Genomic DNA, 25,874 nt, shown 5'->3' with positions numbered 1-25,874 from the left:
GGTGCAGTTTGTCTCGGGTACAAAAAAACCCGCCGAAGCGGGTTTTTTGTCGATCAGCTCACACACTCATGTGAGCATTTTAGATCAGAGTTCCGAGAAGCACTCTTCGATGATTGCCAGACCTTGGTCCAATTGCTCATCCGGCGAGGTCAGCGGTACCAGAACGCGCAGAACGTTGCCATAAGTGCCGCAGGACAGCAGGATCAGACCCTTGTCGCGAGCCTTGGCCACCACCGATGCCACCGCGGCAGCGTTCGGCTTGTGGCTGTCACCGTCGACGAACAGCTCGACCGCGATCATCGCGCCCAAGGCACGGACTTCACCGATCACCGGGTATTTGGCCTGGATGGCCTTGAGGCCAGTCACCAGACGCTCGCCGACTGCCTTGCAACGGTCCAGCAGGTGCTCTTCTTCGAACACTTCCATCACGGCCAGGGCCGCGGCGCACGCAATCGGGCTACCGGCGTAGGTGCCGCCCAGGCCGCCTGGAGCAATGGCGTCCATGTATTCGGCCTTGCCGCACACACCGGCCAACGGGAAGCCGCCAGCGATGGATTTGGCGAAAGTGGTCAGGTCGGCAGAAACGCCCATCTGTTCCATGGCGAAGAAGGTGCCGGTACGGCCAGCGCCAGTCTGTACTTCGTCGGCGATCAGCAGGATGCCGTGCTGGTCGCACAGGGCACGCAGACGCTTCATGAACTCTTTAGGCGCGACGTAGAAACCGCCTTCGCCCTGAACCGGCTCGATGATGATGGCTGCGATGTCACGCGGCTCGGCGTCGTTCTTGAAGATACGTTCGATGCTGGCGATCGAGTCGTCGACGCTCACACCGTGCAGTTCGTTCGGGTACAGCGCGCGGAAGATGCCGCCTGGCATCAGGCCCATGCCGGCCGAGTAAGGCACGACTTTACCGGTCAGGCCCAAAGTCATCATGGTGCGACCGTGGTAAGCACCGGTGAACGCGATCACGCCGGCGCGGCCAGTGGCGGCTCGTGCGATTTTCACGGCGTTTTCTACCGCTTCGGAACCGGTGGTCACCAGCAGGGTTTTCTTGGCGAAATCACCTGGCACCTTGGCGTTGATTTTTTCGCACAGTTCTACGTAGGGTTCGTAGGCCAGCACCTGGAAGCAGGTGTGAGTCAGCTTGTTCAGCTGCTCGGTCACGGCGGCGATGATTTTCGGGTGTACGTGACCGGTGTTCAGTACGGCGATACCGCCGGCGAAGTCGATGAACTCACGACCTTCAACGTCGGTCACGGTGGCGTTCTTCGCGGACTCGGCGAAGATCGGGTGAATCTGGCCAACACCGCGTGGTACAGCGGCTTCGCGGCGTTTCATCAGGGATGCGTTAGTCTTGCTCATAAAGTCCTCATTCACCGCTCATCGGGCGGCGTGGTTCAAGGAAAATGCAGCGGGGAGGCAACTACGGCAGCATGCGATGATCGACTGCCACAGCTTTCCCGGCCACAGAGAAAATTCCGTTTGAAGCGCAGAAAGGGACAGCGCTCTCGTGCCCTTTCCGCTTGAAACAATGCCTAGCCGGGCTTAGATGCCCAGGCAGAGGTATTTGATTTCCAGGTAATCTTCGATGCCGTACTTGGAGCCTTCACGGCCCAGGCCCGACGCCTTGATGCCGCCGAACGGCGCGACTTCGTTGGAGATCAACCCGGTGTTGACGCCGACCATGCCGTATTCCAGGGCTTCGGCCACACGGAACACACGACCCAGGTCGCGAGCATAGAAGTACGAGGCCAGGCCGAACTCGGTGTCGTTGGACATCGCGATCACTTCGGCTTCGTCTTTGAAGCGGAACAGAGGCGCCAATGGACCGAAGGTTTCTTCCTTGGCCACGGCAGCGTTCTTCGGCACGTTGGTCAGGATGGTCGGCTCGAAGAAGTTGCCTTCCATGACCTTGCCACCCGCCAGAACGGTTGCGCCTTTGCTGATCGCGTCAGCAATATGCTCTTGAACCTTGGCCACGGCTTTTTCGTCGATCAGCGGGCCAGTGGTGGTGCCTTCTTCCAGACCGTTACCGATCTTGAGTTTGGCCACAGCCACTTTCAACTTCTCGGCGAACGCGTCGTAGACCGAATCCTGGATGTACAGACGGTTGGCGCATACGCAGGTCTGGCCGTTGTTGCGGTACTTGGAAATGATCGCGCCTTCCACGGCCTTATCCAGGTCCGCGTCGTCGAACACGATGAACGGCGCGTTGCCGCCCAGTTCCAGGGACACTTTCTTGATGTCCTTGGCGCATTCAGCCATCAACTGACGACCGATTTCGGTCGAGCCAGTGAAAGACAATTTACGCACGATCGGGTTGCTGGTCAGCTCGCTGCCGATGTCGCCGGCGCTGCCGGTCACCACGCTGAACACACCGGCAGGGATGCCGGCACGCTGAGCCAGTTCAGCCAACGCGAATGCGGAAAAAGGAGTTTGCGACGCAGGCTTGAGCACCATGGTGCAACCGGCGGCCAAGGCCGGGCCGGCTTTACGGGTGATCATCGCGGCCGGGAAGTTCCACGGGGTGATGGCAGCGGTCACGCCGATAGGCTGCTTGATCACGATCAGGCGCTTGTCTGGCTGGTGGCCCGGAATCACGTCACCGTAGATGCGCTTGGCTTCTTCGGCGAACCACTCGATAAAGGAAGCGGCGTAAACGATTTCGCCCTTGGCTTCGGCCAATGGCTTGCCTTGTTCCAGGGTCATCAGGCGAGCGAGGTCGTCCTGGTTTTCGATGATCAGCTCGAACCAGCGACGCAGCTTGTTCGCGCGGTCCTTGGCGGTCAGTGCACGCCAGGCCGGCAGCGCTTTGTCAGCGGCTTCGATTGCACGGCGGGTTTCGGCAGCGCCCATTTTCGGCACAGTGCCCAGAATTTCGCCCGTTGCCGGGTTGTTGACCTTGATCGTCAGACCATTGTCCGCATCAACCCAAGCGCCATCGATAAAGGCTTGCTGGCGGAACAACTGGGTGTCTTTAAGCTGCATGTCGGCTTTCCTTAACAGCACCGCGGCCAGCGCGGAGCGAATTATGATTGTAGAAAGGCGCCTTGTAGGCTGCCGTCAGGGAAATCATTCACCGGGCTGAAGCACATAAATAGCGCACTGTTCGAAACTCGTGCGGTTCAGCACCCAGACAAGAGCGTTTGAAATCTCGAACGAATCCTAGGATCAATGCCGGGAAAGGACAATAGGGCGTTCGAAAAAAAGAACGAAAACGGCGCATTTGCCTATTTTTTCTGATCAACGTAGCAAACGGTTGTTACGGTTGCTAAAACCGCAGTCGATTCAGCAGCATGGACGCCCGCAGTGCATATGAGTATCATGGCGCCCGCTTGCACCAGTAGCTCAGCTGGATAGAGTACTGCCCTCCGAAGGCAGGGGTCGTGGGTTCGAATCCCGCCTGGTGCACCATATAGTAGAAACGAGAAAGCCTCAGGCCGTAGGGTCTGGGGCTTTTTTGTGGGTGCTGGTTCGCTCTGACCAAGGCGTACTGAGTACAGATTCAGTTGTTCGGTTTAACCGAACTACTGCACCGGTCAACAACCGCCTAAGCGGTTGTTTCATTCAGTCGTCCAATCAAATTCGTCGTATTCATCATCCTCTTCGTCCTCAACCTCTTCCTCATCAAGGACGTCTTCCTCCAGCGCTTCCTCTGCCTGCTTCGCCAGCAGAAACTCCTTACGACTCTCAGTCACAGCACGCCGCAATTCCTCGCCCTTTTCCGGGCAGTTGAGCATTTGGGCGATGCGGTCGATTTTTTTTGCCACGGCATCCTCCAACGCATCGGCTATAGGCCGATAGTGCGCGCTTTCGGGGCTCGTTGCCAAATGGCTGACCGCCCTGCCGATCAGTTTCCCCGCAATTCCTTGAGTTTCACGGTGAGGTTTTCCTTGGGAAAGCGTTTGTGCAAGGTCGCCATCAGCTCATCAGCTGCTTTGGTTTGACCGGCATTTTGCAGGCGAATGACCTCACGTAATTGGTCGTCGATAAACTTCGCCGGAGCTGCCGCCGGGCGCTTGCTCACCTTTGCTTCTTCCGCCCTGTCAGCGCTGATCGATTCGCTCTGCGCCGGTGCGGCAAAGTCGGCCATTGGCGCGACAGGCGCAGGCGCGGACATCGCGCCGGCCGGGGCCGCCAGGGAGCGGGCAACTGATGCAGGTGCTTCTGCGGCTTCTTTCTTGGCTGCAAAAGACGAAGTTTTGGGCGCCGGGGTGGAATCGTAGGTGGGCACTTGCTCAGGCGTACGTTGCACCAGCGCCAGCATCAGCGCCACACCAACGAGGCTGGCGAACGCGACTTGCCAACGAGGCTTCTGGCAGGCCTGGACCCAGCGTTGCCACAGGTTCGGTTTGTGAGCAGGCGTTTCACGGAGTGCGGTGGCCAGGATGAATGCATCCAGATGAGCCGGTGGTTCACCCGCCGCGTGTTCACGAAAATGCTTCACCACATCGTCTTCTGGTGTTTTGCGGGCGTCAGTCATGTCAGTACCTCCTCGGCCAGCAGCCGACGCAGTTTTTGCTGGGCGTAGCGCATGCGACTCTTGACGGTTTCCAGGGGTGTTTCGGTGAGGGCGGCGATCTGCGGCAGGTCGAGATCGCCATGGGCGCGGAGCAGGAACACTTCGCGCTGGTCGGCCGGCAGGTCTTGCAACGCGGTTTCGAGGCGTTGGCTATCGCGGCTCAGGCTCAGCAGTTGCTCGGGATCGGTCGCCTCATCAATCACGGCGTGGGTCTGTTCGTCGTAGCTGTCGTGCAAAGGGTTGTGAATGCCATGTTTGCGCCAGTGATCGATCAATCGGTTGCGGGCAATCTGATAGAGCCAGGTACGGAAATTCGCCCGGCCTTGTGGCTGACTGGTGCTACGGATGAGGCTCAGCCAGGTGTCCTGGTAAACCTCTTCGGCCAGTTCGGGCTTGCCGCTCAAACTGAAGAGGAACCGGTAGAGGCCCTGGCGATGACGGGCGTATAAAATCTCAAACGCTGGCCCGTCGCCTGCGCGATACCGGGCCAGCAGTGATTCGTCGCTCGGTTCAAGCGCTGACATGTCAGTTGTAGCCTCCTTTAAGCGGCTCACTGTTGGAGGCGGTCGTGGTCCGCAGGCTCTGCGCCAACTCCACCAATTGCACGAACTCTGCACGCAGACCGAATCGATCATCGCCCCGGGCACCGCGAGCCAAGGCTTCGGTGTCCTTCAGGCTGAAATCACCGGTGTAACGCCCGTCCTTGAGCTGCTGGGAAAACGCTGCCACGGCCGCTGCAAATCGCAGGTCGTCACTGGCCTTGCTTTCCGAACCACCTGCGATCGGCCGTTCGATCAAGCGACTTTTCCCACCTTCCGGCAGCTGATAACGCACACGCAGCATCGCCAATTCTCCGGTTGTACCGGAAGCGACCGACCCAGACTGGCCGTACCGCAACGGCTCCAACCAGCCCTTCTCGCCCTTGGGCACGATTTCGTACAACGCCGTCACTGTGTGTCCTGCACCGATTTCTCCGGCGTCGACTTTGTCATTGCTGAAATCCTCACGTTTCAACGCCCGATTCTCATACCCCAGCAGCCGATATTCGCTGACCTGCGCCGGGTTGAACTCCACTTGCAGCTTCACGTTCTTCGCCACCACCGCGAGGGTCGAACCGAGCTGATCCACCAACACCTTGCGCGCCTCGCGCAGGTTGTCGATGTAGGCGTAGTTGCCATCGCCCGCGTCGGCCAGTTGTTCCATCAGGTGTTCATTGTAGTTATCCACACCAAAACCCAAGGTGGTCAGGGAAACGCCGGTCTTGCGTTTATCCACAGCCATTTGCTTGAGGCTGTCGAAGTCGCTGATGCCGACGTTGAAGTCACCGTCCGTGGCCAGCAGGATGCGGTTGATGCCTTTGGGGATGAAGGCCTGTTGCGCCATCTGATAGGCCAGTTCGATGCCCGAGGCACCCGCCGTCGAGCCACCGGCAGTCAATTGATCAATCGCTGTACGAATCTTCGCTTTCTCGCGTCCGGAAGTTGGCTCAAGAACCACACGCGAATCGCCGGCATAGACCACCAGCGACACCCGATCCTGCTCGCGCAGTTGATCGACCAACAATTTCAGGGTGCTTTTGACCAGCGGCAAACCTTCGCGACGGTCCATCGAGCCGGATACGTCTACCAGAAACACCAGGTTGGCCGGGGCCAGTTCCGCGACTGCACGGTCCGAGGCCTTGATGCCGATGCGCAGCAGACGGGTATGCGGATTCCACGGCGATGGCGCCAGTTCAGTGGTCACGCCGAACGGCGAGCCGTCTGTGGGCAGCGCGTAGTCGTAGGGGAAGTAATTGACCATTTCTTCCAGGCGCACCGCGCCTTCGGGGGGCAGGCGTCCCTGATTCAGCAAGCGCCGGACATTGGCGTAAGCGCCGGTATCGACGTCGGCACTGAAGGTCGAAACCGGCGCCTCGGCCACGCTGTGAATCGGGTTATCCGCCAGAGCCTGATATTGCTCGCGCTGCTCATCCCGATAACCCGGCGCAGCCATCTCAGGCGCAAAGCCCGCCATGGGGGCCGGCCGTGCGCTGCGTTTGACCATCGTGGCATCCGCCGCAACGGACTCGCTGCGCACCAACGCTTCAGTCTTCATTGCACCTTGAGCCGGGGGCGACACAGCGGCGGACTCAGGTTTAGAGGAAACGCCGCAACCGGCAACGGCCAGCAGCAACCCGACGGTGAAACCCTGGGCGGCCGGGCGGAGGAAATGCAGAGGGAGGGACATGGGGCTGACCTCAGGAGGAAATTGATCCATTCATCCTCTGAGACGAGCCCCCGTTCAGGTTCGGGTTAACCCGGCCAAGAAATAAATCTCAGCGGTGATAACGCCGTACCACGCTGCTGTTTTTCAGCACATGGCCTTTGATTTTCTCCAGCAGCTGCGCACGCGTCAGGCCGGCGGGCAAGGAGTCCGGAGCGAAGTCCAGGGCGTACAGTTGAATAATGTAGTGATGCGCACTGTCGCCAACGGGCGGGCAAGGACCGACGTAACCGGTGGTGCCTTTGCTGTTGGTGCCGCCGACGCCTTCAAGGGCGGATTTTGCGCCAACACCCGCCGCAATCTGGTGCGTCGTGGCTTTGATGCCGTAATGCACCCAGTGATCGACGCCCTGGCCTTTCTGGCCGTCGGGATCGTGCATGACGATGGCGTAGCTCAAAGTGCCCGCCGGGCCAGCGTTCCAGTTCAGCGCCGGTGACGCATTGTGTCCGCCGCAACCCGGGGCATCGCTGGCGGCGGCCGAGGTGAACAGTCGGTCATCCGTAACACCCGGGATATTCAGGGTAAAGCGCTCCTGGGCCTGCGCCGGAAATTGCACGCAAAAGGCGACTGCAACGGCCGCCAGCCAAGGGTTCAGAGAGGTCAATCGGGTCATTCCAAAGCACCTTGTGCGGATGGGGCCTTCGTCGGCCTGCGAACTATAGCCGTACCGTTGGTGCGGTGGCAGTGGGAATTGGCTGAACCTCGGGTTACGCGCCAAACTCTTAAGTGAAACGCCCGCCTGGAGAGTGATCATGGCCCTGCACCGCGTCGCCCGTTTTACCGATGTGCCCGAAAACCGAGGCCTGGAAGTACGGATCGCGGACACCAAGATTGTTTTGCTACGGGTCGGCGATCAATTGCGCGCCTATCAAGGCGAATGCCCCCACGCCGGGGCCCCGCTGGCCGAGGGTGCGCTGTGTCATGGGCGCCTGATCTGCCCGTGGCACAAGGCCGCGTATCGGATCGAGGATGGCGGGTTGTGTGAACCGCCGTCTCTGGACAGTCTCAAGCGTTACCCCCTGGAAATGCGCGATGACGAGGTCTGGGTCGACGATCAGCCGCTATCGGATCCCCACACCCCGCCGGCCGATGATGAGCGCACGTTTGTGATCGTCGGTGCCGGTGCCGCCGGCACGGCGGGGGCGGCGGCATTGCGCGAGAAAGGCTTCGGCGGCCGCGTCGTATTGATCGACCGTGAAGCCGATGCCGGTTACGACCGCACGGTGCTGAGCAAATTCGTGATTGCCGGGGAAATGCCACCAGCAGAAATCCCGCCGCTACGAGAGGAAAGCTTTTACCGCGAGCAGCGCATCGAGCGAATAAACGGTGAAGTGGCGAGCCTGGATACGGCCAACAAAACACTGCGCCTGGCCGACGGTCAGTCACTGACCTATGACGCTGCGTTACTCGCGACCGGCGGCAAACCCAACTCCCTCAAGCTCCCCGGCGCCGACTTGCCACAAGTCTTTTTGCTGCGCTCCAAGGATCAGGCGACGCGGATTCTGAACGCTGCAAAACCCGGCCAACGGGCGGTGATCATCGGCGACAGCTTCATTGCCCTGGAGTCCGCGTCGGCCCTGCGCCAATACGGTTTGGAGGTCACCGTGCTGGCCCGTCACGCGGTGCCGTTTGCCAAGCAGTTCGGCGAGGCGGTCGGCAAGGCGATTCGCGCCCTGCATGAAGCCAACGGCGTGGTGTTTCATACCGATGGCGAAGCCGCACAGATCGAAGGCACGGACAAGGTCGACGCGGTGAAACTGAACAACGGTCAACGTTTGCCAGCCGATCTGGTGTTGGTCGGGATCGGTGTCAGCCCGGCAACGGAACCGTTTGCCGACCTGCCCAAGGAAAAAGACCGTTCACTGCTGGCAGACGGCGGCATGCGCGTGGCCGAAGGGCTCTGGGCGGCGGGTGATATCGCGACCTTCCCGCTCAACGGCCAGCCACAACGGATCGAGCACTGGCGCCTGGCCCAGCAACAGGCGCGGATCGCCGCGGCGAACATGCTGGGCGGCGACGAACACTATCTCGACGTACCGTATTTCTGGACCTGGCATTTCGGCAAAAACTACGACTACCTCGGACATGCCGAAGCCTGGGACGAAGTCGAGTTCAAGGGTGACCCTGACCATCCACCCTTTATCGGCCTGTTCAGCAAGAACGGCGTGGTTGCGGCGGCAGTTGCCTGCGAAAAAGAGCGAGCAATGGCGATGCTCGCTGAACGAATGAAACAACCGCTGCCGGTGGATGAGGCATGGCTGTTGATTCGGGTCGTGGATTAGGTTTTAAACGCCCGACAGCAAAACGCCCGGCCTCTGCGTAGGGCAGAGGCCGGGCGTTCCATTGAAGCGAGCGTTTTTACTGAATCGGTGCAACGCCGCCAAGCTTGCTCATCACGAAGCCGACAAATTGTTCAACTGTCATTTTCTGGCCATTGAATTCCACCTGATTGTTGGCGTAGTGCAACTGGGTGACGATGTCGTTGCCTTCCAGTTTGGCCAATTGCGTGCCGACCGCCATGCTGCTGAACATGTCCGCAGTCGCCGTCGCCTGATCGGCAACGAGCTTGGCGTCAGTCTGACCCTCAATTTCCGATTGCACGGTGAGCAGGTCAACGAGCATTGGCTTGGACACTTTCAGATTGAAATCCAGCAGTGCAATCAGCTGTTGGGTCAGTTGGTCTGGCGGCAGGTCCATGGACTTCGGTTTGGTCAGGTCGAGCACCAGGTTGGCGCGGCTTTCACCGTTGGTGGATTTGAACGACAGATTCTCCAGGGCCACCTGCGGGCCAGCGGCGAGCAGTTTTTCCAGGCCGGTTTTGACCTGCGCCTCTTCTTCCGGGGTCAAGACCAGTTCCGGGGCCGGCTCACCGGCGGCAGCGGCTTCAGCGGCAGCCTTTTCGTAAGGCTGCAGTTTGGTCTGGTAAATCTGCATCAAGGCCATGGCCGCCGGCATGTCGAGGTTTTTCAGGCTCATGGCCATCTGCGCCGAGCCGACAGCCTTGCCATTCAGCGACACTTCGCCAACCTTGTAATCCGCACGCCCCGAACCACTGGTGCCCGTTTCCTCGGTCAGGTTCTTCATTTCAAATTTCTTGAAACCCAGAATCGATTGCTTGGCGCCGAAGGTGGTTTTGCTGTCGGTCAGCTCCAGGGTGTTGTCGCCGATGTAATAGCCGTAGGGGCTTTTGGTCAGGTTACTGGCCACGGTCAGGCCGTTCAGTTCGACCTTCACCGGCGTCTGGTCTTCAGCCACCGTGGTCAACGTCATGCTGTCCATGTAGCCGTTGGCCTTGACCTTCTGCGCCTGGGCGCTGGCGGCGACGTCGAGGTTCAGACCGGAGAATTTCAAGTTGGACTTGTCATCCAGCGCGACGTCCAGCGGCAGCAATTCAAGGGTGCCGTTGGTGGAGTTGTCGTAACCGATATTGACCAGGCCCTTGAGCGGCGATTGGTCCTTGGCGGCGGCAAACCATTTTTCCGTCGTCGGGGTTCTTTCCAGTTCGTAATGACTGGTGGCCATGACCGGCAACCATTTCAGCGACATCAGGCGCGAGAACGGCAGCGGGCCGTGTTCGAGGCGGTCGACGAACAGTAACTCGACCGGCGCTTCGCCAAACATTTCGCCTTCGCCCTTGAGGCGGTAGTGCGCGGTGCTGCTGAAAATGTGACGCTCCAGAGAGACCAGTTCCAGCGATGCCGTGCCATTGGAACCGACCAGCGCGGCTTTCAGCTCTTTGTTGGCGTCGGCGATCGAGGTGTTTAGTACGCCTTCGATTTTGGTGCCGGTGTACCAGGCTCCACCAGCGCTGATTGCACCGATGGCAACGACGATTCCAAGAAGCACGCCTGCTGATTTATTCATGAATTACCCGATCAATGTCCGTTGTTGAAAATGTGGTCGTCTTCCCTGAACCCATGACGGGTTGCGGTCACGACTGCGCTGAAAGTGCGAGGGAGATTAGCATCAGGCGCACCGGGCGGCCCAATGTTTAAAGGTTAAAGAGTGTCTAGAGAACCCTGATGCTTGTGGACCACTGACAGGGGTCGAGAGTTTCAGTGGTCATTAGACTGCCTTCGCGAGCAAGCCCGCTCCCACATTTCACCGAGTCGCTGGATAAGGACGCGGTAAATGTGGGAGCGGGCTTGCTCGCGAAGACGTCAGACCCGACAACACAGGCTCATGAATACTGGACCTCAATCTCATCCAGCTGATGATCAAAGCTTTTCAGCCGCGCCGTCCAGGTATACACCAGCACTTCAAAATCGCGATTAATGACCGCCCCGCCCGTCACGTCCGCACGCGGGTCGCAGAAATCCAGCTGATAACGTTCGCGGGCCATGGCAGTGGCGACATCGGAGAGTTCTCTGGCGTTGCTGAGCCAGTGCCGGCCGTCTTCTGAAACCTGTTTATCCAAGGCCAGGCATTGCTTTTTAAGGGTCTCGAGACTTTTTTCCAGCGGCGTGCCGGTGAGTTCGCCCATGACTTCCTGGAACGTGCGCCCCGGTTGCCAGTAACTGCCCCAGAAATAGCGGTCGAACACCGTTTCGACGCGACGCAAAGCCACCTTGGTGTCCCAGATCAGCACCAGGGTCTTGCCTTGTTCGAGTTGTCTTTTCTTGATGCGCTGGCCCTGGACTGAAGCCCAGGCCACCACGACGATTGCCATCACCGCAATCAGCGCGGCTGCGCTGTCGAGGAACACCAAAGCCTTGTCGATCTGGTGGGCCAGCATGATGCCGTAGAAATAGGTGGCCGACAGCAAAACCAATGCCGCAATAGCGCACCAGAAGCCGGGAGCATAAGGGTTTTTCATTATTAGATCCCCATGACCAACACGAGCCTTGATTGATGAGCCCGACGCGCGACCTCATCAAATCAAAGCATAGCAACGGCCTCAGGGTTTGCCGGGCCGTGACGCTTGCGTTCGTCCGCTTTCCCAGCCGCCGCCCAAGGCGAGGAACAGATCGATCTGGCTCATGGCAACTTGCGTGTTCGCGGAGGCCAATTGCGCCCGCACATCGGTGTAGGTGCGGGTCGCTTGCAGGTCCGCCAGGAACGATGCGCGACCGGCCTGGAAAAAGCGGTGGGTCTGGTCGGCGGCCAGTTGTGCCGATTGTTCGGCATCGGCCAGCGCATCGCGGCGTTGCAGCAGCGCGGAGTACTGCGCCAGGCTGGTCTGGGTTTCGCGGATGGCGTTGAGCACCACGCCGTCGAAATGCGCCAGCGTGCCTTGGGTCGTCGCTTCTGCCTCACGGATTCGCGCCCGGGAACCGTTGGACGGCACGGTCCAGGTCAGCAACGGACCGAAGCCCCAGCGGTTGGTTGCCGGTTTGCCGAGGTTTTCAAGGATACCAACGGTGCCGACCGTCGCGCCGATGCTGATGTCCGGGTACAACTCGCCCGTGGCAATGCCGATGCCGGCGGTCGCGGCGGCCAGGCGGCGTTCAGCCTGGCGCACATCGGGGCGGCGCTTGAGCAAGGTGGCGCCGTCACCGACGGGCAGTAATTGAGTGATTTTCGGCAGTTCGTTGCAGGTGGCAGTCCCATCCGGCAACTGATCGACCGGTTTGGCCAACAGCATCGACAAACGGAACAACCCGGCCTGACGTGCGGCCTCATAACGCGGCATGTCGGCGCGCAAGGATTTGAATTGGGTTTGCGAGCGAGTGACCTGTGTTTCATCGCCGCGCCCGGCGTCGCGCAGACGCTGGATCAGGGTCGTGCCTTGGGCTTGCAGGTCGAGGGAATGCTGGGCGATTTCCCGTTCTTCATTGGCCGCGCACACTTGGGTGTACGCCCGGACCACATCCGCTACCAAGGTGATGCGTGCGGTATCGGCGGCAGCCTGAGTCGCGTCGGCATTGGCTTTGGCCGCTTCGATACCGCGCTGCAACGTGCCAAACAGGTCGAACTGATACGAGGTGGTAATGCCAATGTCGCCGACGTTGGCCACCGGCACTTTCTCCGGCAGCAAGAAGGCTTCACCGGACTCCTGCAAACGCTGGGCGCCCATCTTCACACCGCCGCTCCAGCCGCCCGCCGCCTGCGCTTCGTCAACCTGAGCGCGGGCCCGGGAAAGGCTCGCCGCCGCCACGCGTAAATCGGTATTGGTGACCATGGCCTGCTGCACCAGTTGATCGAGGCGCGGATCCTGATACAGGCGCCACCAATCGGCGGGCACCGGGGCCGAAACGACGTTTTTACCGTTCACCGCCAAGTTGCCCTGCAAGTCTTCACGGTGGATGGCCGCCTCGTCCGGCAGATGATAATCCGGCCCGACCACCTGACAGGCCGACAGCAACACGCCTAATCCGACGACGGCCAAACCCGAGGCCCTGCTCATTTCGCGGGCTCCTGCGGCTGGTCTTCCATGATCGATACCGTGGCGGTGCGCCCGGCGATCATGCGGAAGTCCGCCGGTACGTCGTCGAAGGCAATCCGCACCGGAATCCGCTGGGCCAGGCGCACCCAGCTGAACGCCGGATTGACGTTGGGCAGCAGATTGCTGCCGCTGCTGCGGTCTCGGTCCTCGATGCCGGCGACGATGCTTTCCACATGACCGCGCAAACGCGCGCGGTCGCCGACCACTCGAATGTCGACCGATTGGCCGACATGAATGCCGTCGAGTTTGGTTTCTTCGAAATAGCCGTCGATATGAAACGAATTGCTGTCCACCACCGACAACACCGGACGCCCGGCGGTGACGAATTCCTGCGCACGCGGTGCGCGGTCATTGACGTAACCGTCCACCGGGCTGCGAATGGTCGAGCGGTCGAGGTTGAGCTGGGCGCTGTCCACTGCCACTTGGGCTTCCATCAAGGCCACTTCGGCGCGAGCGACCCGCGACTGGCTTTCTTCCAGCTGCTCGCCCGGCACCAGATTACCCAAGCCACGGTTACGCTTGGCTTCCCGTTGCGCCTGGGCCAGGGTTTCCTGACGGTCAGCGACCGCCGCTTTCGCCTGACGCAAGGCCAGTTTGAATCGGTCCTGGTCGATGCTGAACAGCACCTGCCCACGTTTGACCAACTGGTTGTCACGCACCTGCACTTTCTGGATCAGCCCGGAGACGTCCGGCGCGATCTGCACGATGTCGGCACGGATGTGCCCGTCCCGGGTCCAGGGCGCGAACATGTAATACATCACCATGCGCCAGACCACGACGACGGCGAAGGTCACGATCAGCAGGGTCAGGACCACGCGGCCGAGGGTCAAAAAAGGCTTTTTCATGTCATCAGGTATCGACTGAGTGAGTCCACAGCGCCAAGTAGCAAGGCGTAGAGAGCCACGTTGAACAATGCCCGGTGCCAGACCAGACGGTAAAAGTGCAGGCGCGTCAGCAACCCGTGCACCAACAGGAACAACAGATACGTAATGCCCATCAGCACCAGCAGCGTGGGCAGGAACACCCCGCTGATATCCAGATCACCGATCATAAAGGCGCTCCATCGATGCCATGGGGCAGCGGTTCATCGAGTTCGCCCGAGGCGACGAATTCCACCCCTGGCAGCAGCGACAGGCGCAGACCGCTCAGGGCATGCAACAGGTGCAGACGCGCGCCGTCATCGCAGTCGGTGCTGAGGGCGCGGCGGGTGCGGTCGAGGGTCATCAACAGCGGACTCGGTGCCGGCAATCGCTCGCCGGCCTTGAGGCAGGCCTTGAAGTACTCGCCAACCTCGGCCACCACTTGATGCAGCAGCACTTGCGGGGCGCCGAGCACTCGCGGCGTGTAAGCCAGCAAGTCGAGCAGGTTCAGCGCTACGCGCACCTCCCGCAGCGCGATGCCGGTGTCTTGTCCGGTCATGGCCAGGCGCGGTAGATGCTGCATCAGGCGATCGAGCATCTGCACGCCCAGGTGCCGGTGTTCGGCCAGCGTGGCCGGCTCGGTCAGGCTGACAATGTCGCGCCAGCTGAAACGGGTCAGGCGTTTGGCCGCCAGTTCCGCACCGAACGGCCGGGCGATCAAGGTCCAGACAAAAGCAAACAGCAAGCCGACGGGGCCGGCGAGGTTGGAGTTGGCAAAGCTGAGAAAATCCGCGTCATAAGCGCCTTGAATGCTGATGAACGACGAGGTGTTGACCAGGGTCAGCAGCATGCCCAGGTAAAACTGTGGCTTGACCGTCAGGGTGCCGATGCAAATGAACGGCACGGCAAACGCCAACACCAGCATCGGGAAGTCATGTAGGTTGGGCAGGACCAGGAACAGATAAAGACTGGCGAACACCACCGACATCGCGGTCCAGAAAAAGAACCGGAAAATCTGTGGCGCCGGATCGTCCATCGAGGCGAAGAAACTGCACGCCACCGCCGCCAGAATCACCGCGGAACCGCCATCGGTCCAGCCAAGCAGAATCCACAGCACCGAGGCGACGATGATTGCGGTCACCGTGGACGCCGCCGAATAGAGCATCAGCCCACGGTCGAGAAACGGTGACAGGCGACCGAGGCGCCAATGCCGATACACCGCGCGCCAACTGTCCTGGCTTTCGCACTGAATGGCGTATTGCAGGCTGCGGCAGTCTTGCCACACATCGATCCACTCGCCGAGGCGATACAGGGCGTTGGAAAACAGCAGTTGCTTACGGTCATCCAGCGCTTCGGCGGACGGTTGTAAGGCCTCAAGTTGATTTCTCAGCGTTTGCCAGCGGCCGAGGTCGGCATCCTTGTGATTCAGCCATTCGGTGGTCGCAGTCAGTAGCGGCGCGAACTTATCCACAAGCTCGGGCGTTCTGCGTTCAAGGGCGTAGAGCGCGTCGTCGAGGGCATCGATCACCGGCAGCAGGTGGATCATCCGTCCGCGCAGCTCTTTGGTATTGCGCACCGTCTGCGGCCGCGCGCCTTCGTGGGGCAGCTGGCCGATCATCAATTCCAGGCTGTTGAACGTCGCCACCATCGCAGAGCGCAAGGCGCTGACTTCCTCAGGTTGCACGTTGCGGCTGAGGAAACGCAGACTGTAAGTCGAGGCATCGGCGAACCATTTGTTCACCGAATCGTTGAACACCGGCGCCAGCCGCCGGGGCCAGAACATGGCACCGACCACGGCCGCCACCGCGATGCCGAGAAAGATTTCTTCGGTTCGCGCTTCCGCCACGTCCCAGACCGCCAACGGGTTATCCACTACCGGCAGGGCGATCAGCGGCAAGGTGTAACCGGCGAGCATCAGCGCATAACTGTTGGCCGTGCGCAGATGCAAAGACAGGAACAGCAACGTCCCGGTCCACAGCGCAATCACCACCACCAGCACATAGGGGCTCTGGACAAACATCGGCACGAAAAAAACCGCTGCCGCCGCACCGAGTAGGGTGCCGACAGCTCGGTACAACGCCTTGGAACTGGTGGGACCGACAAACGGACTGGAAACGATATACACCGTGGCCATCGCCCAATACGGACGCGGCATTTGCATGAGCATGGCGATGTACAGCGCAATCATCGACGCCGCGAACGTGCGCACTCCGTAAAACCAGTCCCGCGCCGGAGGAACGCCGGTGAAAAATCCGCTCAAGGGTTGGCCACCGACGGCGGGTTGGCCGCTTCAAAGGCTCTCAGCACCCGCAGCGTCGCTTCCAGATCACTGCGGTCGATCCCTTCGAGCACTTCATTGCGCAAACGCACTAGCTCGATCTCGACTGCCTGCACCAGCTCCCGACCGGTTTCCGTCAGGCTCAGGCATTTGGCGCGGCGGTCATGGACGTCTTCGGTGCGACGAACGTAGCCGGCATGACACAGCTGATCGAGCAGACGCACCAGCGACGGACTCTCCATCCCCGCCGCCTGCGCCACCGTCACCTGCCGCACACCCTCGCCCAGACGCCCGATCATCAACAGCGGGACGGCGCAGGCTTCGGAAATCCCATAGTTGACCAGCGTGGTCTGGCAGATCTTCCGCCAATGCCTGGCGGCCACCACCATGGAGCTGCTGATGTTCATCTGGAGAGCGTCGAGGTTTTTCGGCACGAGGGGAAATGCACACTGTTAGTTTGCTAACTATCAATATGGCATTGGAGGGGAAAGCTGGTCAAGTTTTGAAACAATTCTGTGACCGGACGTACAGTTTTACGACATTCAACCGGACACCAGGTTGAAATCACCCAGACGCACCAGCATCGTTTCAAAAAGCTCTGCCGAAACCAGATAGGCCTTGATCTGATTGTTTTCAATCACCGCAATAGGCCCGTATTGCGCCTCACGCACCATAGCACCTGGGTTTTTCGCGAGTTCAGAGATACTGATGACTCTTTCTGCCAAAACACATTGCATGACTCGGTCTCATGGTTGGACTCAACGCCATGAAAGCTACTTCAGCTCAGGTAACACCTTTCAGAAAAGCTGTGACAAGGTTTTGCGCTCAGGTAGTTACACCCCCCGCCCCTTCCTCATCAGCACATCCAGTTGATCCACCACCTCCGCCCAATCTGCATCATCCAGAATCTCGTCCCGCAAAAAGTCCGCCTGACTCTTGGTCCAGAAAAACGCGTCTGCCAGATGCAGTTCCGGTTTGAGCGGTGAATGGGTGGCGATGAATTGGTCGATGCTGACCGGGTCGCTGTCCAGGCCGAGTTGTTTGAACAGGGAAGGGAGGCTGTGGGTTGGGGATTCCATGGTGGGCTCCTATTGATGGCAGATGATTGGGTGACTGCTGCGCAGTCAATCGCGAGCAGGCTCGCTCCCACAGGGACTCGCGGTCAACTGTGGGAACGAGCCTGCCCGCGATGACGGTATCACTGACGCCGCAAAACTCACTGGCTCAACTCACGCACCTCGGCGTGCGGCACCATTTTCAGAAACTCTGGCACGTTCATGTGCAGCAGATTGATGTGGTTGCCGGCTTCCACGTAAATGTCTTTCTGCCGGGTCAGTAGCGGATCGATGACCACGTCCAGGCCATAAGCTTCGCCCAGGGCCGGCACGGCGCCGCGTTCACAATCGTCGAACAGGCGCGGCAGGTTGCTTTCCCGGGAGACTTGCCATTCACCGCTGCTGCGCACTTTGCTCAGGTCCAGGTGCCGGCTGGCGGGCAGCACGGCCATCAAGTAGTGCCCGTGGTGGTCGTCGAGGATCACCGACTTGGCCATCCGTTCGGCAGGAATGCCCGCAAGCCGCGCGGTTTCAAGGCTGCTGGCCGAGTGCGGGTGGGAAACGATGTCATATTCGCAGTGCGCCTTCTCCAGGCTGTTCAGCAGTGTTCTTGCCATACGCATGATGCACCTCGGTGTCCGCAACAACGTTGGGCGGACGATGGTTAACACGTTTCTTCGTACTGAAAGTCTAGGCCTGCTGTCGCATTCCGGAGAGAAATCCGCCCGCCGGGGCAAGGCCAACAACTGGTCAAAATTCGTACAACCCACAGCTCAGCTAGACTGTATAAAGAACCATCAATGACTCTCCCGGAGGGTCGCGTGAACATTCGTTGCTGTGCAGTTGCGCTGCTGTTGGCCTTAAGCGGATCGGTCTTCGCGGCGGACACCGTTGTCTTGCTGGCCCCCAACCCCATGGGGATCTGGCTTATCACGTTCGGCATAGCATTCCTGATCGCCGAGGCGGCGCTGCCCAATTACGGCGTGATCGGGCTGGGCGGCATTGTGATGTTCGTCATCGGCGCGGTGATCCTGACCAACACTGAAGTGCCTGTGCCGTTGATGATCGGCCTCGGACTGATCAGTGCGCTGCTGTTGATCTTCCTGCTGCTCCACGCCCTGAAAACCCGACCACGCCACAACGTCAGTGGCGATGCCGGACTTGTGGGCAGCGTGACGCCGGTGATTTCGTTGCAAGCCGACAATGCCTGTAACGGCTGGGTGCACCTGCAAGGCGAACAGTGGCAAGTGCTCAGCAGCACGCCGCTGCAACCGGGGCAAAAGGTCCGGGTGGTGGCACGCAAGGGATTACTGCTGAAAGTGGCCGCGGCTGATGCGGCGTCGAAGGGAGAATAGACATGGGCCTGCAACTGGGATTTGCCGCGCTGCTGTTACTGCTGATCGCGCTGGCGGGGTCGACCTTCCGCATCCTGCGCGAATACGAGCGCGGGGTGGTGTTCCAGCTCGGGCGCTTCTGGCAAGTCAAAGGCCCTGGCCTGATCCTGCTGATTCCGGTGGTCCAGCAAATGGTTCGCGTCGATCTGCGCACCGTGGTGCTCGACGTGCCGCCACAAGACGTGATCACCCGCGACAACGTTTCAGTCAAGGTCAACGCCGTGCTGTATTTCCGCGTGCTTGATCCACAGAAAGCCATCATCCAGGTCGAAGATTTCCTCATGGCCACCAGCCAATTGGCCCAGACCACGTTGCGGGCCGTGCTCGGTAAACATGAACTCGATGAGCTGCTGGCCGAGCGGGAACGGCTGAACATTGATATCCAGCAAGTGCTCGACGCCCAGACCGATGCCTGGGGCATCAAGGTGGCGAATGTCGAGATCAAGCATGTGGACCTTAACGAATCGATGGTCCGCGCCATCGCCAAACAGGCCGAAGCCGAGCGGGAACGGCGGGCCAAGGTGATTCACGCCGAGGGTGAATTGCAGGCTTCGGAAAAACTGATGCAAGCGGCCGAGATGCTGGGGCGTCAACCGGGGGCGATGCAGTTGCGCTACATGCAGACGTTGAGTTCGATTGCCGGGGACAAGACGTCGACGATCGTCTTTCCGCTGCCGATCGAGTTGCTCAAGGGGATGGCGGATTTGTCGTCCAAATCCTGATGGTCCAAAAAGATCGCAGCCTCGTTTCACTCGACAGCTCCTTCAGGGGATCGCATTCCAATGTAGGAGCTGTCGAGTGAAACGAGGCTGCGATCTTTTGACCGTCCCTACAAACACCATCGTCCGGTAATCCCGTCGGAGATTTCCTTCAAGTTGTAGTGGTGTTGGTGAACTTGTTCCGGCCCGAACCCTAAATCATCTGAAAAACGTGATTTTTACTAACTCAATGCCACACGAACAAGCGCGCATTGGCACCTCCCGCCTGCGTTTCGCCAACGCTCTGCCAGCCTGCGGGTAAGGGCGCGAACTCGTCCGGCACACCGACGGTGCCGATCAACCACACGCGTCCCGTGCCTTTGGGCAGGTTGTCGAGGCTGTCGAGATAAATGTCCGGGGTCACCAGCGTGCCGAATCCATACGCATTCGGCCGGCTAGAAGCGCCACTGGCCAACGGCGGCGTGTACAGCAGCGGCTTGGCGTCGGTGCGGTTGTAATACACGTAACTGAGGTACCACAGCATGTCGCTGGTGACGATCCGGTCCCCCGCAACAAAGTGTTGATTCACGTAGTTGACCATGACATTGATCTGATCGTTGGTATCCACCGTGGCGTTGTTGTTCAGGCCCACCAGCTCGACGCCGACAAACAGCACCAGCACAAACACGGCCAGCACCCGAAAAACGCCGTACAGGCGATCAATGGCCAGCGCGACAATCATCGGCAGACCAAGGGCGTACGCGGTGAGGTAACGCTCGATGAACACCGGCGAGATAAACGACACCGCAAATACCAGCAGCAACGGCAAAACGGTGTAGATCACCACCAGCGCACTGCCACGAATCACACTGCGATCCCGCGCCAGCGCCACCCAAATCAAGGCCAGCAACGCCAAGGGCATCGTGATGAAAATCGGCATCGGCAGATTCTCGCCGTCATCCTGGATCACGAACGACCAGATCATCGAAGGCAGCGAGCCGAACGTGACAGGGGTTTCCCACCCGACATCGCCATTGGCCTTGAGCTGATCCATGTGCTGGATCAGATCGATCAGGCTCGGCACCCACGGCAGGTACAACAGGACGATGGCCGCGTTCGCCAGCCACCAGCCGGGACGTTGGATATGCCGCAAGCGATAACCTGGCTGCAGGCGAATCAACCCCAGATACAACCAGTGGCACAGCACGCACAGGGCGGTGAAGTAATGGGTGTAGAACGCGGCACTCATCAGTAGCACGTACACCACCAGATAGCGTGTGCGCCGGGGGTGGCGGATCCAGTAGACCAACGCAATCGTCGCGCCGAGCAGCCATAGGCCCAGCAGCGAATACATCCGCACTTCTTGGCTGTAACGCACTGCCGTGGGCAGCAGCGCCAGCAGGAACCCGGTGAGCAGCGCGGCGCGTCGAGTGGCGAGCAAGTCCATCAGCCATACGCCGAGCCACACCGTGGCGATCCCCGGCAATGCGCTGAGACAGCGGATCGAGAAGATACCGTCGCCGAACAATTCGACCCAGCCGTGCAGCAGCATGAAATACAGCGGCGGGTGTACGTCGTGGGCCGCGTGCAGCCAGATCCCGCCCAGAGAATACTGGCTCAGCAGCAGGCTGGAACCTTCATCACCCCAGATAGCCGCCGCCGTCAGGTCGTAGAAACGCACCAGCGCGGCCAAAGCCAGGATCGGCAACAGCCAGTGCTCCCGTGCCCATCGCAGCATTCGCTGAACAATCGCCCAGGTGCCGGGAGCCTCGTGCGGGCCTTGGGTGCCGTCAATTGGCATTTCTCTGCGCGCCTGCATTGCCTCCCCTCGAGACTGCCGGTAAAAATCCTTGAAGCCTGCAATCACTGTAGGACAGCGGCAGCGCCGTCGTCGATGCTGGCTTTACGACCAACGACCAACGACCAACGACATTCGGCAATCAGGCGGGTCAACTACGCGCCGGCGTGGGATATTTCTACATCGCCTTCAACAGAACACATGAAAGCCCCCTGCCATCAAACGGGATTATTGGTAACGACACTAGCCAACGGATACACCGACTCCCATCCCCCACCCAACGCCTTATACAAACCCACCATCGCCAGCGACACCCCGGTCGAGCTCTCCACAAACTGCTCCTGAGTCGCCAGCAGCGCGCCTTGCACCGTGAGGACGGTGACGAAGTCCACCACCCCTTCCACATATTGCTGCTGCGCGGTGCGCAGGGCGATCTGGTTTTGGCGCACGGCTTCGGCGAGGCTATCGCGGCGCAGTTGGCTGGCGTAGTAGGCGCGCAGTTGATCGTCGATTTCATGCCACGCGCGCAGGACGGTTTGCTGGTAGGCGATGGCGGCTTCCTGTTGCTGTGCCTCGCGCAAATTGAGGACGCCGCGCAGGCGGCCACCGTCGAATAGCGGCAGGCTGAACTGCGGGCCGATGCCGAATGAGCGCGAGCCCCAGGGGCCGAAGTCGCTCAGTTGCATGGCTTGGGAGCCCAGGTTGCCCGACAGGGTGATCCGCGGATAGAAGTCACCCTTGGCCACGCCGATGCTCGCGGTAGCGGCATGCAGGCGGGCTTCGGCCTGGCGGATGTCCGGGCGGCGTTCAGCCAGTTGCGACGGCAAACCGATGGCGACCTGACGCGGGGTTTGCGGCACGGGGGCGTCTGTGGATAACTCGGCGGACAGTGCTTGGGGTGGTTCGCCCATCAACAGGCTCAGCGCGTTGATCAATTGTGATTGGCGCTGCTCAAGTGCAGGAAGTCGCGATTCGATGGCCGCGACCTGGGCCGCTGCTTCGGCGACATCCAGGTCGGTAGCGACACCATCAGCGAGACGCAGCTGCGACAGTTTCAGGCTGTGTCGTGCGACATCGAGGTTTTCCTGGGTGACGGCCCGGGTGCTTTGCACACCGCGCAGTTGAATGTAGTCCTGAGCCGTTTCGGCGAGCACCGACAACAGCACACCACGGCGATCGTTTTCCGCGACTTCCAGGGTCGCGTCGGCGGCTTCGGTTTCGCGGCGCACACGGCCCCAGAAATCCAGTTCCCAGGAGGCGGAGAAACCGGCGTCCCAGAGGTTGAAGGCAGAGTCGCCGTTGTGGCCCGATGGGTCGTTCAGGCCTTCGCCGCTGTTGCGTTTGCGCCCGTAGCTGCCGGTGGCGGCGGTATTCGGGTAACGGTCGGCCGTGATGACCTGACGCGCCGCTCGGCTTTGCTGCAAGCGGCTGCTGGCGAGTTTCAGGTCGAGGTTATCGGTCAGGGCGCGCTGGGTCAGGGCCGAGAGTTTCGGGTCGTTGAAGACGTCCCACCAGCGTTCGTTCATGTCGGTGGGGACCGCTTCGCTGGCGGCGGCTTTTGATGGTTTTGACCATTCGGTGATTTGTTGTGGTTGAGGTTTCTGGAAGTCCGGGCCGACGGTGCAGGCTGAAAGACTTCCGAGCAACAAGACACAGAGGATTATTTGCGACCACCGGCCTCTTCGCGGGCAAGCCCGCTCCCACATTGAATCGGTGCACTGCACACAATCCCTGTCCAAAAGGAAATCCCCTGTGGGAGCGGGCTTGCCCGCGAAGAGGCCAGTGCGGTCAATAAAGCTCTTCATCGCTGAACCACCTCAGACGCAGTCGCCCCACCAGCCGTATCAATCCTCGCCTCCACCGACATCCCCACCCGCAACCGCTCGGCCAATGCCTGCCCCGGTTCCAGAACGATCTTCACCGGAATTCGCTGCACCACCTTGGTGAAGTTGCCGGTGGCGTTGTCCGGTTTGATCGACGCAAACGTCACACCTGTGGCCGGCGCAATGCTCTCGACGCGACCCGTCAACACTTCGCCACCGAGGCTGTCGACACGCACTTGCACATCCTGCCCAGGCTTCACGTCGGTCAGTTGGGTTTCCTGAAAATTGGCGACCACGTAAGCCTGTGCCAGCGGCACCACTGCCAGAATTTTGCTGCCCGGCGTCACGTAAGCGCCGACCCGTACCGCCCGCTCGCCCACCATGCCGTCCTGAGGGGCAACGATGCGCGTGTAAGACAACTCGTAGCTGGCCATTTCCAGTGCCGCTTGCGCCCGCTTCAATCCGCCTTCAGCCGCGTCGCGCTGAGCGGTGAGGATCTCCACCTGTTTACGCTCCGCTGCCAGCACCGCCGTGACGTTGGCCAATCGCGCCGAGGCCTGATCGATGCGTGTGCGCGCTTGCTGAGCATTCTGCACCGTGCCGGCACCTACACCGGCGAGGTGGTTATAGCGGTTCAGTTCATGCTCGGCGAAGGCCATTTCAGCCTTGGCCGACACCACCGTGGCCTGGGCCTGAGCGATCACCGACGCCTGGCGTTCGAGGGTTGCCCGAGCGTTTTGCAGTTGCGCCCTGGCCACCAGCGTTTCGGCGTCGGCCGCTTGAGCGGCGGCACGCAGATCGCGGTCATCGATCAACGCCAGCAACTGGCCGGCCTTGACCTGCTGGTTGTCTTCCACCAGCACTTCCTTGATGAACCCCGCCACGCGAGGCACCACCAAGGTGAAGTCCGCCGAGACAAAGGCATCGTTGGTGTTCTGCTGCGTGCGTTTGCCGAAAACGCCTGGCGCCAGCAGATAAATCAGCACGCCGACCGCCACCACTGCGGCGACGCCGACAGCCACTTTTTGCTTTGTTTGAGTCGTCATAAAAACCTTCTGTTTCAGTGAAGCGTTCATGTCGGTGCGCGCGGTGGATAAATCCGCGTCGGCAGCCAGAAAATCAGCAGGATCAGCGCCAGCGCAACGCCGGCCATGCACAGATAAAGATCCGATGCCGTCAGCACCACGGCCTGCTCATGCAGCCGATGGGCAAGGCCAGCACTGTCGCTGTTGGTCAGAGGGGAGTTGCCGAGGTTGTCCACCAGCATGGTCGAATGGAAATGCAGCCTCGACGTGGTCAACGCCTCGATCACTCCGGTGGCGACCACCGCTGACAGGCCTTTCACGGTGTTGAACCAGGCCGAGGCGTAGGGTCCTTCAATGGGCGTGATGCTGCCGGTCGAGAGCATCAGCAACGGCAGCACCGCCATGGGTTGACCGAAGATTTGCAGCCATTGCAGTGCGTAGAAATCGTCGCGAATCCACACCGACGTCAGCTGCGAACCACCGATGCACGACAGCGCCAACATGCTCAAGCCGAGCCCCAACACCCAGCGGCAATCGACCCAGCGCAGGTTGCACAGCGCCGCCACCAACGGCAGCGCGATCAACTGTGGCAGGGCCGCCAGCAGCATGATCGGCGCGGTCTGAACCGGGCGATAACCCTGGACCTGTGCCAGGTAGCTGGACGGAATGATGATCACCGCCAGCAAGACCACCAGCACCCCGGCCAGGGTCAACAAGGCGAACGACAGGTTGCGGATGCCGAGCATCTGCATCTTGAAAAACGGGATCGGCTGCGACCATTCGTTGATCAAAAACAGCACCAGCATCAACAACCCACCACCAAGCAATCCGAAGATCAGGCTCGACTCGAACCAGTCCAGACGATTGCCCTGCAGGATGCCGATCACCAGCATGCAGATCGCCGGAAACCCCAGCAGCAAGCCGCGCCAGTTGAATTGCTTGAAGCGCTCCAGACGCAGCGGATCCTGCGGCAGACCGTAAGCCACGGCCGCCATGGCAATCAGGCACGGCGCGATGATTTGCCAGAAGGTCCATTGCCAACCGACGTACTCCGTCCACAAACCGGCCAGAGGAGTGCCGAGCCCTGGGCCGAAGGTGGCTGTCAACGCATACCCCGCCAGACCGTAAAGCTTCACGTTGGCCGGTAAAAAGCGCAGCGCGACGGTCATCAGCATCGGCGGAAGCGCGCCCCCGGCCAGGCCTTGCAAGGTACGCATCAGCAGCAGGCTTTCGTAATTCGGGGCGAACGGGCACAACACGCCCAGCAGGGTGAAGGCGCTAATGGCGCAGAGGGTGAAGCGCCGCAACGAGAACGTCACCGCACACCACGGCGCGAAGGCCATGGCGGCGACCGAGGTTGCCGTGTAACAGGCGACCAGCCAGGTACCTTCGTCATAGCCGATCGCCAAGGCGCCGCGAATATCGGCTAGCGCGACCTTGGTCACCATCTCGTTCAGGCCTGACACCAACACCGCCAGCAACACGCCCACCAGACCGATGATGATTCGCGGGCCGAAGGCGGGCGGCATAACGGCGGCCGGACTGGCCGCGGCGAGAGGTGCCGTGACCGTGAGGGAAGTCATTGAATGCAAGCTCCGGGGTTTGAATACCGAAGCATTTTAAGAAGCGCGAGACCTTACGAAAATTGACTTATTGGCAGGTTATAAGTGCGCCCGATGCAGCAATACAAAACCCCTGTGGGAGCGGGCTTGCCCGCGAAGACGGCAGCACATCCAACATCAATGTTTCTGTCATACCGCTATCGCGAGCAGGC

24 protein-coding genes and 1 tRNA gene are annotated in these 25,874 nt (G+C 60.4%); 4 read left to right on the top strand and 21 right to left on the bottom strand.

Annotation, left to right across the window (positions count from 1 at the left end; all coding sequences use genetic code 11):
- Window positions 1–84: 84 nt before the first annotated feature.
- Both gabT and gabD read right to left on the bottom strand, forming a co-directional pair.
- A complete protein-coding gene (gene gabT, locus ACA075_RS00845; RefSeq protein ID WP_497296902.1) occupies window positions 85–1,362 on the bottom strand; it encodes a 4-aminobutyrate--2-oxoglutarate transaminase in 1,278 nt (425 codons plus the stop codon).
- Window positions 1,363–1,545: 183 nt separating this feature from the next.
- A complete protein-coding gene (gene gabD / locus ACA075_RS00840) occupies window positions 1,546–2,988 on the bottom strand; it encodes an NADP-dependent succinate-semialdehyde dehydrogenase (protein ID WP_010464868.1) in 1,443 nt (480 codons plus the stop codon).
- Between the two features lie 349 nt (window positions 2,989–3,337).
- Here gabD and ACA075_RS00835 point away from each other — a divergent pair.
- A tRNA-Arg gene (locus ACA075_RS00835) sits at window positions 3,338–3,414 on the top strand.
- A gap of 149 nt (window positions 3,415–3,563) precedes the next feature.
- Here ACA075_RS00835 and ACA075_RS00830 read toward each other — a convergent pair.
- From ACA075_RS00830 to ACA075_RS00810, 5 genes are all read right to left on the bottom strand, one after another.
- Window positions 3,564–3,830, bottom strand: coding sequence for a hypothetical protein (locus tag ACA075_RS00830; protein WP_497296900.1), 267 nt, complete (start codon window positions 3,828–3,830; stop codon window positions 3,564–3,566).
- A gap of 20 nt (window positions 3,831–3,850) precedes the next feature.
- Window positions 3,851–4,483, bottom strand: coding sequence for a hypothetical protein (locus ACA075_RS00825; protein WP_497296899.1), 633 nt, complete (start codon window positions 4,481–4,483; stop codon window positions 3,851–3,853).
- Window positions 4,480–5,046 (bottom strand): RNA polymerase sigma factor, encoded by a 567-nt coding sequence (locus ACA075_RS00820; protein ID WP_497296898.1) that lies wholly within the window; start codon window positions 5,044–5,046, stop codon window positions 4,480–4,482. The genes ACA075_RS00825 and ACA075_RS00820 overlap by 4 nt, the downstream gene beginning before the upstream one ends.
- Before the next feature lies 1 nt (window position 5,047).
- Window positions 5,048–6,748 (bottom strand): vWA domain-containing protein, encoded by a 1,701-nt coding sequence (locus ACA075_RS00815; protein ID WP_497296897.1) that lies wholly within the window; start codon window positions 6,746–6,748, stop codon window positions 5,048–5,050.
- 88 nt (window positions 6,749–6,836) lie between these two features.
- Window positions 6,837–7,397, bottom strand: a complete 561-nt coding sequence (locus tag ACA075_RS00810; RefSeq protein ID WP_497296896.1) for a YbhB/YbcL family Raf kinase inhibitor-like protein — start codon at window positions 7,395–7,397, stop codon at window positions 6,837–6,839.
- 139 nt (window positions 7,398–7,536) lie between these two features.
- Here ACA075_RS00810 and ACA075_RS00805 point away from each other — a divergent pair, with 139 nt between their 5' ends.
- The gene (locus tag ACA075_RS00805; protein ID WP_497296895.1) at window positions 7,537–9,066 is read left to right on the top strand and encodes an FAD-dependent oxidoreductase; all 1,530 of its coding nucleotides are present in this window, start codon (window positions 7,537–7,539) and stop codon (window positions 9,064–9,066) included.
- 76 nt (window positions 9,067–9,142) lie between these two features.
- On the opposite strand, the gene ACA075_RS00800 is transcribed toward ACA075_RS00805, so the two are convergent.
- The 10 genes from ACA075_RS00800 to ACA075_RS00755 all read right to left on the bottom strand — a co-directional run bounded on the left by ACA075_RS00800 (window position 9,143) and on the right by ACA075_RS00755 (window position 17,985).
- The gene (locus ACA075_RS00800) at window positions 9,143–10,648 is read right to left on the bottom strand and encodes a YdgA family protein (RefSeq protein ID WP_497296894.1); all 1,506 of its coding nucleotides are present in this window, start codon (window positions 10,646–10,648) and stop codon (window positions 9,143–9,145) included.
- Between the two features lie 316 nt (window positions 10,649–10,964).
- The gene (locus tag ACA075_RS00795; protein WP_497296893.1) at window positions 10,965–11,600 is read right to left on the bottom strand and encodes an NADH:ubiquinone oxidoreductase subunit N; all 636 of its coding nucleotides are present in this window, start codon (window positions 11,598–11,600) and stop codon (window positions 10,965–10,967) included.
- Between the two features lie 81 nt (window positions 11,601–11,681).
- On the bottom strand, window positions 11,682–13,130 hold the full coding sequence (locus ACA075_RS00790) for an efflux transporter outer membrane subunit (protein ID WP_497296891.1): 1,449 nt from the start codon (window positions 13,128–13,130) through the stop codon (window positions 11,682–11,684).
- Window positions 13,127–14,014 (bottom strand): efflux RND transporter periplasmic adaptor subunit, encoded by an 888-nt coding sequence (locus tag ACA075_RS00785; RefSeq protein ID WP_497296890.1) that lies wholly within the window; start codon window positions 14,012–14,014, stop codon window positions 13,127–13,129. The genes ACA075_RS00790 and ACA075_RS00785 overlap by 4 nt, the downstream gene beginning before the upstream one ends.
- Window positions 14,011–14,220 carry a DUF1656 domain-containing protein gene (locus tag ACA075_RS00780; RefSeq protein ID WP_010464893.1) on the bottom strand — a complete coding sequence of 70 codons (210 nt, stop codon included), beginning with the start codon at window positions 14,218–14,220 and terminating at the stop codon, window positions 14,011–14,013. The genes ACA075_RS00785 and ACA075_RS00780 overlap by 4 nt, the downstream gene beginning before the upstream one ends.
- A complete protein-coding gene (locus tag ACA075_RS00775; protein WP_497296889.1) occupies window positions 14,217–16,289 on the bottom strand; it encodes an FUSC family protein in 2,073 nt (690 codons plus the stop codon). Before ACA075_RS00775 ends, ACA075_RS00780 begins: the two co-directional genes overlap by 4 nt.
- A complete protein-coding gene (locus ACA075_RS00770; RefSeq protein ID WP_497296888.1) occupies window positions 16,286–16,714 on the bottom strand; it encodes a MarR family winged helix-turn-helix transcriptional regulator in 429 nt (142 codons plus the stop codon). The genes ACA075_RS00775 and ACA075_RS00770 overlap by 4 nt, the downstream gene beginning before the upstream one ends.
- Window positions 16,715–16,849: 135 nt before the next feature.
- Window positions 16,850–17,044, bottom strand: a complete 195-nt coding sequence (locus ACA075_RS00765) for a type II toxin-antitoxin system Phd/YefM family antitoxin (RefSeq protein WP_497296887.1) — start codon at window positions 17,042–17,044, stop codon at window positions 16,850–16,852.
- A 96-nt stretch (window positions 17,045–17,140) separates the two neighbouring features.
- Window positions 17,141–17,386, bottom strand: coding sequence for a DUF2789 domain-containing protein (locus ACA075_RS00760; protein ID WP_094469720.1), 246 nt, complete (start codon window positions 17,384–17,386; stop codon window positions 17,141–17,143).
- A 137-nt stretch (window positions 17,387–17,523) separates the two neighbouring features.
- Entirely contained in the window at window positions 17,524–17,985 is a 462-nt protein-coding gene (locus ACA075_RS00755; RefSeq protein WP_497296886.1) for an aminoacyl-tRNA deacylase, read from the bottom strand.
- Window positions 17,986–18,183: 198 nt separating this feature from the next.
- Between ACA075_RS00755 and ACA075_RS00750 the strand changes: the two genes are divergently transcribed.
- Both ACA075_RS00750 and ACA075_RS00745 read left to right on the top strand, forming a co-directional pair.
- Complete coding sequence (locus ACA075_RS00750) at window positions 18,184–18,717, top strand: NfeD family protein (protein ID WP_094469727.1); 534 nt, start codon at window positions 18,184–18,186, stop codon at window positions 18,715–18,717.
- A gap of 2 nt (window positions 18,718–18,719) precedes the next feature.
- Complete coding sequence (locus ACA075_RS00745; protein ID WP_131060480.1) at window positions 18,720–19,478, top strand: slipin family protein; 759 nt, start codon at window positions 18,720–18,722, stop codon at window positions 19,476–19,478.
- A 223-nt stretch (window positions 19,479–19,701) separates the two neighbouring features.
- Here the strand turns inward: ACA075_RS00745 and ACA075_RS00740 are convergent, their stop codons facing one another.
- From ACA075_RS00740 to ACA075_RS00725, 4 genes are all read right to left on the bottom strand, one after another.
- On the bottom strand, window positions 19,702–21,273 hold the full coding sequence (locus ACA075_RS00740) for a glycosyltransferase family 39 protein (RefSeq protein WP_497296885.1): 1,572 nt from the start codon (window positions 21,271–21,273) through the stop codon (window positions 19,702–19,704).
- 197 nt (window positions 21,274–21,470) lie between these two features.
- The gene (locus tag ACA075_RS00735) at window positions 21,471–23,057 is read right to left on the bottom strand and encodes an efflux transporter outer membrane subunit (protein WP_497296883.1); all 1,587 of its coding nucleotides are present in this window, start codon (window positions 23,055–23,057) and stop codon (window positions 21,471–21,473) included.
- A complete protein-coding gene (locus ACA075_RS00730) occupies window positions 23,054–24,121 on the bottom strand; it encodes an HlyD family secretion protein (RefSeq protein WP_497296882.1) in 1,068 nt (355 codons plus the stop codon). Before ACA075_RS00730 ends, ACA075_RS00735 begins: the two co-directional genes overlap by 4 nt.
- Before the next feature lie 26 nt (window positions 24,122–24,147).
- Window positions 24,148–25,683, bottom strand: coding sequence for an MFS transporter (locus ACA075_RS00725; protein ID WP_497296881.1), 1,536 nt, complete (start codon window positions 25,681–25,683; stop codon window positions 24,148–24,150).
- Window positions 25,684–25,874 lie beyond the last annotated feature (191 nt).

It is taken from the genome of Pseudomonas sp. LBUM1663, assembly GCF_059695905.1.
Note: the sequence above shows the minus strand (reverse complement) of the source record. Positions and strands in the feature narration are given on the sequence as shown.

Excerpts from the sequence above, each read along its gene's own strand:
- gabT (WP_497296902.1), bottom strand. The coding sequence starts at position 1,362 with ATGAGCAAGACTAACGCATCCCTGATGAAACGCCGCGAAGCCGCTGTA.
- gabD (WP_010464868.1), bottom strand. The coding sequence starts at position 2,988 with ATGCAGCTTAAAGACACCCAGTTGTTCCGCCAGCAAGCCTTTATCGAT.
- ACA075_RS00825 (WP_497296899.1), bottom strand. The coding sequence starts at position 4,483 with ATGACTGACGCCCGCAAAACACCAGAAGACGATGTGGTGAAGCATTTT.
- ACA075_RS00820 (WP_497296898.1), bottom strand. The coding sequence starts at position 5,046 with ATGTCAGCGCTTGAACCGAGCGACGAATCACTGCTGGCCCGGTATCGC.
- ACA075_RS00815 (WP_497296897.1), bottom strand. The coding sequence starts at position 6,748 with ATGTCCCTCCCTCTGCATTTCCTCCGCCCGGCCGCCCAGGGTTTCACC.
- ACA075_RS00810 (WP_497296896.1), bottom strand. The coding sequence starts at position 7,397 with ATGACCCGATTGACCTCTCTGAACCCTTGGCTGGCGGCCGTTGCAGTC.
- ACA075_RS00805 (WP_497296895.1), top strand. The coding sequence starts at position 7,537 with ATGGCCCTGCACCGCGTCGCCCGTTTTACCGATGTGCCCGAAAACCGA.
- ACA075_RS00800 (WP_497296894.1), bottom strand. The coding sequence starts at position 10,648 with ATGAATAAATCAGCAGGCGTGCTTCTTGGAATCGTCGTTGCCATCGGT.
- ACA075_RS00795 (WP_497296893.1), bottom strand. The coding sequence starts at position 11,600 with ATGAAAAACCCTTATGCTCCCGGCTTCTGGTGCGCTATTGCGGCATTG.
- ACA075_RS00790 (WP_497296891.1), bottom strand. The coding sequence starts at position 13,130 with ATGAGCAGGGCCTCGGGTTTGGCCGTCGTCGGATTAGGCGTGTTGCTG.
- ACA075_RS00785 (WP_497296890.1), bottom strand. The coding sequence starts at position 14,014 with ATGAAAAAGCCTTTTTTGACCCTCGGCCGCGTGGTCCTGACCCTGCTG.
- ACA075_RS00780 (WP_010464893.1), bottom strand. The coding sequence starts at position 14,220 with ATGATCGGTGATCTGGATATCAGCGGGGTGTTCCTGCCCACGCTGCTG.
- ACA075_RS00770 (WP_497296888.1), bottom strand. The coding sequence starts at position 16,714 with ATGAACATCAGCAGCTCCATGGTGGTGGCCGCCAGGCATTGGCGGAAG.
- ACA075_RS00765 (WP_497296887.1), bottom strand. The coding sequence starts at position 17,044 with ATGCAATGTGTTTTGGCAGAAAGAGTCATCAGTATCTCTGAACTCGCG.
- ACA075_RS00760 (WP_094469720.1), bottom strand. The coding sequence starts at position 17,386 with ATGGAATCCCCAACCCACAGCCTCCCTTCCCTGTTCAAACAACTCGGC.
- ACA075_RS00755 (WP_497296886.1), bottom strand. The coding sequence starts at position 17,985 with ATGCGTATGGCAAGAACACTGCTGAACAGCCTGGAGAAGGCGCACTGC.
- ACA075_RS00745 (WP_131060480.1), top strand. The coding sequence starts at position 18,720 with ATGGGCCTGCAACTGGGATTTGCCGCGCTGCTGTTACTGCTGATCGCG.
- ACA075_RS00740 (WP_497296885.1), bottom strand. The coding sequence starts at position 21,273 with ATGCAGGCGCGCAGAGAAATGCCAATTGACGGCACCCAAGGCCCGCAC.
- ACA075_RS00735 (WP_497296883.1), bottom strand. The coding sequence starts at position 23,057 with ATGAAGAGCTTTATTGACCGCACTGGCCTCTTCGCGGGCAAGCCCGCT.
- ACA075_RS00730 (WP_497296882.1), bottom strand. The coding sequence starts at position 24,121 with ATGACGACTCAAACAAAGCAAAAAGTGGCTGTCGGCGTCGCCGCAGTG.
- ACA075_RS00725 (WP_497296881.1), bottom strand. The coding sequence starts at position 25,683 with ATGACTTCCCTCACGGTCACGGCACCTCTCGCCGCGGCCAGTCCGGCC.